We start from the raw sequence: 6095 nt of genomic DNA, 5'->3' as shown, positions 1-6095 counted from the left end.
AGCGTTCGTCCTGAGCCAAGATCAAACTCTCCATGAAAGTTTTGATGCATTGCTCGTTAGAGCTGACGTTGATCTTGTGATCATGTCGTTTAGTTCGTAATTGGTTGTTTTGTTCAGTTTTCAAGAATCAAGTTGTTGTCGCTTGTTTCGGCGACTAGAACATCTTATCATGTCTCGGTTGTTTCTGTCAACAACCTTTTTTAAAAAACTTGATAATCTGTTTGGCGTGTTTTTTTGTCTTATCTTAGCGCCGTTTAACAGTATACGACCTATTTCAACATACGTCAACATCTTTTTTCTATTAAAGTTCAAAAGCTGCCGAGAGGCCCTTCTATGGAGCATCTCAGGTAACAGACTGGCAGCCCATCCAGCACTCATTATCCTATTTTAACATAAAGAAAAGCCCCGTTTTGAACGGAGCTCGTTTCTTTATTATCTTCTATTGCGTATAGCTTTGATGATCTCCATCAAGATGACAGCCGCAAGAGCAAGTCCTGTTGCGATGGACCAGTCTCTCCACCCGAATGCTTCCGGAATAGAGAAGATACTGCGTACTCCCGGCAATACTGTGATGCCATAAAGCAGAAAACAAATAGCTACTGCACCGAGTACATACTTGTTTGTAAGAAAGCCTGCTTTGAAAATGGTCTGTGTATTGGATCTTGCAGAAAACGTTTGGAGCGTCCTGGCCAGTATAAGTGTCGTGAAGGCCATTGCTATTCCCATTTCATCGGAATGCCGTAGTCCAATATAGAAGGAAACAATCACTGCTGCTCCTATCAGCACCCCTCTAACGATTACACTTTGAAGCGTCCCGCCAGAGAATATCCCTTCGTTTATATCACGAGGTTTTCGTTTCATGACATCCGGCTCTTCCTTCTCCATACCAAGAGCAAGCGCCGGCAGGGAGTCATTGATTAAGTTGATAAACAGCAACTGCAGTGCCGTGAATGGATTCGGCATATTCAGAAAGACCGCGAAGAGAATCGCGATAATCGCACCAAGATTTCCAGCAAACAGATAGCCTATCGCCTTTTTGATATTATCAAACACCGTGCGCCCTACTCCGACAGCATTGACGATAGAGACAAAGTTATCATCCGCCAGTACCATAGCGGATGAATCCTTTGCTACATCTGTTCCGCTCCCCATGGCTATTCCTATATCCGCTTGCTTCAGTGCAGGTGCATCGTTCACACCATCTCCGGTCATAGCAGTAATGGATCCTTTGTTCTGCCACGCCCGGACAATCCTGATTTTGTTTTCCGGTGATACGCGGGCATAGACAGAAATCCTGCCAAGCTTCTCATCCAGTTCTGCATCAGAGAGTGCATCCAGTTCCTTGCCTGTCAGAGCAAGATCCCCTTTTTCCATCAATCCGATTTCTTTTCCAATTGCCTGAGCAGTTGTTTTATGATCACCTGTAATCATGATACTGCGAATACCAGCACTTCTTGCTTCTGCAATCGACGCCGGTACAGCTTCGCGCGGAGGGTCGATCATCGCTGTGAGACCGACTAGTACAAGATCTTGTTCATCTTGTACCTCCAATGAACGCTTATCATCGGGTATCTTCTTATAACCATATGCCAGTACACGGAGCGCATTATCGGAGAATTTTTCGTTCTGTTCCATTACTTCCTTAAGACGCATTTCATCCAATGATTGTTCTTCTCCATCAATCAGGATGTGCGTGCATCTTTCAAACATAACATCTGGTCCGCCCTTAGTCAGCATCAGCCTGCGCCCATCCAATTGGTAGACAGTAGACATCATTTTTCGGTCCGAGTCAAAAGGCAGCTCCATTTCCCGCTCCTTCTCTTTTCGCAGACTAGCTGGATCCAGCCCCATCTTCTTTCCAAAGTGGATCAGAGCCGTTTCAGTTGGATCTCCGATTTCCGCTCCTTCTTCACTAACACTAGAGTCGTTACAAAGAACTGCGATATACAGAAGCAACTTCTCTGCTCTGCTCCGTACTGACTCATCTTCAGATATCCCTTCGCTTTTCCCAGGAAGGAATGTATCCGTCACGGTCATTTTGTTTTGTGTCAGGGTTCCTGTCTTATCTGTACAAATCACGCGAGTAGAACCAAGTGTTTCTACTGCCGGAAGCCTGCGGATGATTGCCTGCTGCTTAGCCATTTTGGTCGTGCCCACTGCCATGACGATTGTAACAATAGAAGATAGTGCTTCTGGAATTGCAGCCACTGCTACTGCAACAGAAAAGGTGAAGGCATTGAGAAAACCTTGTGTCATATCTGTTTGAGCATCTCCAAACCAAAGGCGTGCAGCCTGAGCAGCGAAAATTAAAATACACAATACCAAAACAGCAATTCCGAGTCTTTTGCTGAATTCATCCAGTTTTTTCTGTAAAGGCGTCTGCTTGGATTCTGCCGTTTCGATCATATTGGCAATTTGCCCGATTTCAGTATCCTGGGCAATCGCTGTTACGATAAAGCTCCCTCGGCCGTTCACTACAAGCGATCCACTATGTACCATGTTGATACGATCTCCAATAGAAGCTTCTTCTTCAATAATCTCTGTATTCTTATCCGCCGCCTCTGATTCCCCCGTCAGCATTCCTTCATTGATTTTCAAAGCTTCACTGCTGATAAGCCTGCCGTCTGCCGGTACATAATCCCCAGCATCCAGCTGTACAATATCTCCTTTAGTCAGTTCCTTGGCTGGTATAGTCTTACTCTCTCCGCTACGCACCACTTTAGCTGATGGAGCTGACATCTCCTGCAACGCTTCTAATGAGCTTTCCGCTTTCTTTGTCTGAACAACACTGATGACACTATTGAGCAAGATGACCAAGAAGATGATGATGGATTCCACCACTTCGCCCAATGCCAGCTGAACAGCCGCCGCTACGAGCAGGACAATGACCATGGCATCCTTAAAAGTGGCAAGGAACAGCTTCCATACCGGATCTTTTTCTTTGCTTTTCAATTCATTGTATCCATCCGCTTCCAATCTACGCTGTGCTTCTTCCTGTGATATACCATCTCGTGAGGTTCCCAGTTCCTGCAAAACCTCTTCTGCATCCATGCGGTAAGCCTTCACTACGTACGCCCCTTTCTGAGGTTCTCTCCTATTGGTTTCCCCCAACTGCCTCAATTAGACTCAGTTTTTTTGTAAAAGTATTGTCATTTTCATTAACGGATAACAGACAAGCATCATGTTCACGGACAGGCATGCATAGAATGGAACTACATTACGGAGACAGCGAAGGGAATGATAGGCATGCAGCACTTTTATGTATTCCGTTTCAACAAGTGGAAAAGGTGGGCATTTGTCGTAGCAGCGGCGATGTTCACAGCGTTAATCATCTGGATGGAGACGAGCAGCTCACTTTCCGTCTTTTCCTCAAAAGAAAAACCAGCAGCATTGACACAAGGGAGCAAGGAAGAGCCTAATATTGCACTCACCTTCAATATAAGCTGGGGAGATACACAAGCTATCCCTATACTGGATGAATTGAAGGAACAGAATGTCAAAGCAACCTTCTTCGTCAGTGGCGAGTGGGCCGAGCGTCATCCGCAAATCATTGATCGGATTGTCGAGGATAAGCATGAATTGGGAATGATGGGCTACCGATATAAAAGCTATATCGATCAAGAGCCTGCTCAAATAAGAAAAGACCTCTCTTATGCAAAAGAAATATTCCGTAAACTCGGTCATGAAGATGTTGAACTGCTCCGGGCACCAACCGGGGATTTCAATACTGAAATCATCCAATTGTCCGAAACCCTCGGATTGAAAGTCATTCAATATAGTGTCAATCCGCAGGACTGGCGTAATCCAGGAACACAGCTTATCGTGGATGAAGTCATGGAAGAAGCAAGTAACGGTGATATTATTCAGCTGCACGCTTCCGATTCCGTTAAACAAACGGAAAAAGCCCTGGAGACTATTCTGCCGGCGCTGAAAAACAAAGGATATCATTACGTAACTGTCAGTGAACTGATTGCCGGCGGAACACCTGAATTGAAAGAAGTGAATTAATGCATAAACACCGCTCCTTCTGCGCAAAGTAAGCGTACTTACTACAGTGGAAGGAGCACATGATTATGTTTATACGGTTAGCGCCGATCTTGTTATTATCCCTATTCGTGCTTACTTCATGCACGGGCGGGCAAGCCGCGGAAAGCAGTCAGCCGGATTATGATACGACCAAACAAATGGTCGCCGATATATTGAAAACAGACGAAGGCAAAAAAGCCATCTCGGAAGTAATGTCTGATGAGACAATGCAGGATCTGGTCTCTTTGGATGCAAGTAAGGTAGAAGATGCTATTAATAAATCATGGACCTCAGAAGAAGGACAGAAATTCTGGAAAGAGCGTTTCGAGGATCCGGAGTTTGTTGCCGCCTTCGCGAAAAATATTGGTCCTGAGCAAAAGAAGCTCGTTAAAGATTTGATGAATGATTCAGATTTCCAAAAGCAGCTGCTGCAGCTGCTGCAGGATCCAAAAGTACAAGAGCAGATGCTAAATGTCATGAAGAGTCAGGATTTCCGTAAGGAGCTGGAGAAAACAATCCAGGAATCTTCCGAAACACCCATGTTTGAGCAAAAGCTAATGCAGACAGTCCAAAAAGCATTAGAAGAAGCACAATCCAAACAAAAAGAGAAGTAAATTATAAGACCCAGGCAGACTATCTCTGCCTGGGTCTTTTTTATCATCTTATCATAAAAGCGTTTCCAACTATTTTACGATGGGTAAAGAAAAACGTTTTCATAAATCAACTGGAGGGAATTAAACTATGCTGAAACGATTCAGTTTGCTGGCACTGGCATTACTCCTCTTCCTGACGGGTTGTGCTGGATTTACCGGCGGCTCAGAAGGAACTGCAGCTTCAGAAGGAAAGACCGAAGACGGTAAAGTGAAAATTGATTTCTGGACATTCTGGGGCTCGGAGATCCGCCGTCCTGTAATAGACAAAATCATCGAGGACTTTAATAACTCGCAAGACGAAATCGTAGTAGAACATACATACATACCATTCGGCGATATCTGGACAAAAGAATTAGCTGCCATCGCGGCGAATAATCCACCGGATGTTGTCATCAATGACATCAATGCTACTGCCCTTCGCGGACAGGAAGGACAAGCTGAGAACCTGGCACCATTTTTAGAAAAAGACGATATTTCCGGCAGATTCTATGAGAATCTATGGGACGCAACATTGTATGAAGGCGATTCCTACGGGATTCCATTCAATACAGACACACGACTCCTGTTCTATAACAAAGATGCCTTCAAAGAAGCAGGATTGGATCCGAACAAGCCTCCCGAAACTTGGGAAGAGCTCGAAGAATACGCGGAAAAACTAGACGAGAAGTCAGGCGATACGTATGAACGAATTGGCTTCTACCCGCTTTATGGAGTCGGATCTGACGTGTGGCTATTGAACGGATCAGGTATGAACTATTTCAACGAGAATGATGAACCAGTCATTAACAGTGAGACTAACGTTGATACGATGGAATGGATCAAGAGCTGGAAGGATAAATACGGCGAAGATACCATCAATCGTTACCAATCTCAAATCGACAGTCAGCAGAGCAATCCTTTCTTCGACGGTTCGCTCGGTATGATGGCGAACGCAGCAACCTTCTACACGCAGATACGTGACTATGCACCGGATCTTGACTTTGGTGTAGCTCCATTACCGGAGAAAACACCTGGCAGCGGCAACACAAGCTGGGGCGGCGGATTTGTAGCTGAGATTCCGAAAGGCTCTTCTCACCCAGATGAGGCATGGGAATTCATTAAATATCTAACTGACACAGAAGCACAGGAATACTGGGCAGTGAAAAACTTCGATAATGTAGCCAATATCGAAGCATCCGAAAGTGCAGCAACATCTGATGAACTATCAGATAAAGATCAAATGGTCTATGAAATGGCAGCACAGAACCTGAACGATACATTGCTTACTCCAATGCCTGCTTATGCACCGGATTATGTAAATCTTATCAATCCGCAGCTCGATGCTATCCTGATAGAGAATAAACCAGCGCAGGAAGCATTGGATCAAGCACAGCAGGACGTGGAAGAACTTGTAGAAAAAACAGCACAATAGGGTGA

General features: G+C 44.9%; 4 protein-coding genes. 3 read left to right on the top strand and 1 reads right to left on the bottom strand.

Features of this window, described 5'->3' with window-relative positions; translation table 11 throughout:
* Window positions 1–432: 432 nt before the first annotated feature.
* Window positions 433–3066, bottom strand: coding sequence for a cation-translocating P-type ATPase (locus ACH6C1_RS18770; RefSeq protein WP_374079793.1), 2634 nt, complete (start codon window positions 3064–3066; stop codon window positions 433–435).
* Between the two features lie 180 nt (window positions 3067–3246).
* Here ACH6C1_RS18770 and pdaB point away from each other — a divergent pair, with 180 nt between their 5' ends.
* The 3 genes from pdaB (at window position 3247) to ACH6C1_RS18755 (ending at window position 6090) form a co-directional block, all read left to right on the top strand.
* Window positions 3247–4008, top strand: a complete 762-nt coding sequence (gene pdaB, locus ACH6C1_RS18765) for a polysaccharide deacetylase family sporulation protein PdaB (RefSeq protein WP_366248466.1) — start codon at window positions 3247–3249, stop codon at window positions 4006–4008.
* 65 nt (window positions 4009–4073) lie between these two features.
* Complete coding sequence (gene gerD / locus ACH6C1_RS18760; RefSeq protein WP_374079791.1) at window positions 4074–4640, top strand: spore germination lipoprotein GerD; 567 nt, start codon at window positions 4074–4076, stop codon at window positions 4638–4640.
* Window positions 4641–4767: 127 nt separating this feature from the next.
* Entirely contained in the window at window positions 4768–6090 is a 1323-nt protein-coding gene (locus ACH6C1_RS18755; protein ID WP_374079788.1) for an ABC transporter substrate-binding protein, read from the top strand.
* The last annotated feature ends 5 nt before the right edge of the window (window positions 6091–6095 follow it).

It is taken from the genome of Terribacillus sp. JSM ZJ617 (assembly GCF_044383785.1).
In the GTDB taxonomy this organism is placed as follows: Bacteria; Bacillota; Bacilli; order Bacillales; family Amphibacillaceae; genus Terribacillus.
Note: the sequence above shows the minus strand (reverse complement) of the source record. Positions and strands in the feature narration are given on the sequence as shown.

What these genes read in the sequence shown, in the direction of transcription:
- pdaB (WP_366248466.1), top strand. Translation starts at nt 3,247, where the DNA reads ATGCAGCACTTTTATGTATTCCGTTTCAACAAGTGGAAAAGGTGGGCA.
- gerD (WP_374079791.1), top strand. Translation starts at nt 4,074, where the DNA reads ATGTTTATACGGTTAGCGCCGATCTTGTTATTATCCCTATTCGTGCTT.
- ACH6C1_RS18755 (WP_374079788.1), top strand. Translation starts at nt 4,768, where the DNA reads ATGCTGAAACGATTCAGTTTGCTGGCACTGGCATTACTCCTCTTCCTG.